This window comes from Variovorax robiniae, from assembly GCF_037889955.1.
GTDB classification, from domain to species: domain Bacteria; phylum Pseudomonadota; class Gammaproteobacteria; order Burkholderiales; family Burkholderiaceae_C; genus Variovorax; species Variovorax robiniae.
Window position 1 is genome coordinate 1 of sequence record NZ_JBBKZS010000084.1, and the last position, 1,662, is coordinate 1,662.

Annotated in this window: 1 protein-coding gene; it reads left to right on the forward strand. The window is 67.2% G+C overall.

The window, feature by feature from the left end:
• The first annotated feature begins 70 nt into the window (after window positions 1–70).
• Window positions 71–1,632 (forward strand): IS3 family transposase gene (locus WKW79_RS36930; protein WP_340340180.1). Its coding sequence is split into 2 segments (ribosomal slippage): window positions 71–500 and window positions 500–1,632, totalling 1,563 coding nucleotides; the frame shifts between segments, so codons are not numbered across the junction.
• The last annotated feature ends 30 nt before the right edge of the window (window positions 1,633–1,662 follow it).

The following is a 1,662-nucleotide window of genomic DNA, read 5'->3' on the forward strand; positions in this document are numbered from 1 at the left end:
ACCCCCCCGCGTCAGAATAGTTGTCGCCCCGATAGAACCAAGAACCTGGGGGCGGCGATGAAGGATGAGAGTGGCTCGATACGGACAAGCATTCAAGGACCGAGCGGTAGCAAGGTTGCTTCCGCCGGAGAGTTCGGCAGCAGAGGTGGTGGCCCGCGAAGTGGGCATTGGGGTGGGGACGCTGCAGCGATGGCGCGAGGATGCGCAGTCCAGGCCCGCCCGAGGGCGGGCCTGGACTGCGGGCGCTCGACTTGAGGCTGTGATCACCACCGCGGCGATGAGCGAGACCGGCAAGAGCGCATGGTGTCGCGAACAGGGCGTGTACCCGGGCGATCTCGACAAGTGGCGATCGAGCGCCACGGCCGCGCTGGCAGAGCCCGAGGAGGCTCGCGCCAGCCCACAGGCTACGCGGGCCGACCGCAAGCGCATCAAGGAGCTCGAGCGCGACCTGCTGCGCAAGGACCGGGCGCTGGCCGAGACCGCCGCCCTGTTGGTACTCTCAAAAAATCTCGAGGCGATCTTCCACAAGGGAGGGGACGAATGATCGGCCTCGAAGATCGCCAGATCGTGGCCCAGAACATCTCCAAGGCTCACACCGCCGGTGCGCGGCTTCGCCTGGCCTGCCAGACCGCCGGCATCGACGTGCGCACCCTGCAGCGTTGGCAGGCCCATGAAGGCCTCACCGCGGGCGATGGCAGGCCGCAGGCCGTGCGCCCCATGCCCAGCCATGCGCTGAGCCAGGAAGAGCGCGCACGGTTGCTGGCGGTGGCCAATGAGCCGCGGTTTGCGGCCGTGCCGCCGGCGCGCATCGTGCCCATGCTGGCCGATGAGGGCGTCTACCTGGCGAGCGAGTCCAGCTTCGCCCGCGTGTTGCGCGCGCACGGCCAGTCTGTTCATCGCGGACGTGCCAAGGCCCCCAGGGCCGTGCGCCCGCCCACGACGCATATCGCCGAGGCACCTCGACAAGTGTGGTGCTGGGACATGACGTACCTGCCCGCGCTGGTGCTTGGGCGCTGGTTCCACCTCTACCTGATCCTGGACTTGTACAGCCGCAAGATCGTGGGCTGGGAGGTCCACGACACCGACGACTCCGACCATGCCGTGCATCTGGTGCGCCGCACGGCGCTCGCCGAGGGCATCGCCATGCTCGACACCAAGCCGGTGCTGCATGGCGACAACGGCTCCACGTTGAAGGCCACGACAGTACTGGCGATGCTCAATTGGCTGGGCGTGAAGCCGTCGTATTCGAGGCCTCGCGTGAGCGACGACAACGCCTATGCGGAATCGTTGTTCCGCACGGCCAAATACCGCCCAGAGTTCCCCGCCAAGGGCTTCGCCGACTTGGACCACGCGCGCTCCTGGGCGGCCGGCTTCGTGCGTTGGTACAACCAGGACCATCGACACAGCGGCATCCGCTACGTCAGCCCTGCGCAGCGTCACGACGGTGAAGACCAGGCCATCCTCGCTGCTCGCCACGCGCTGTACACCCGTGCCCGCGCGCTCAACCCAGCACGCTGGTCAGGGCCTACTCGTGACTGGACGCCCGTCGGCGCTGTGACCCTCAACCCCGAACGGGACTGCATCGTTCAGAAACAGTCGAGGGCATCGAACATACAGCCCCTGGCTGCATGATCGAGGCGACAACTACCTTGACGCGCGCCG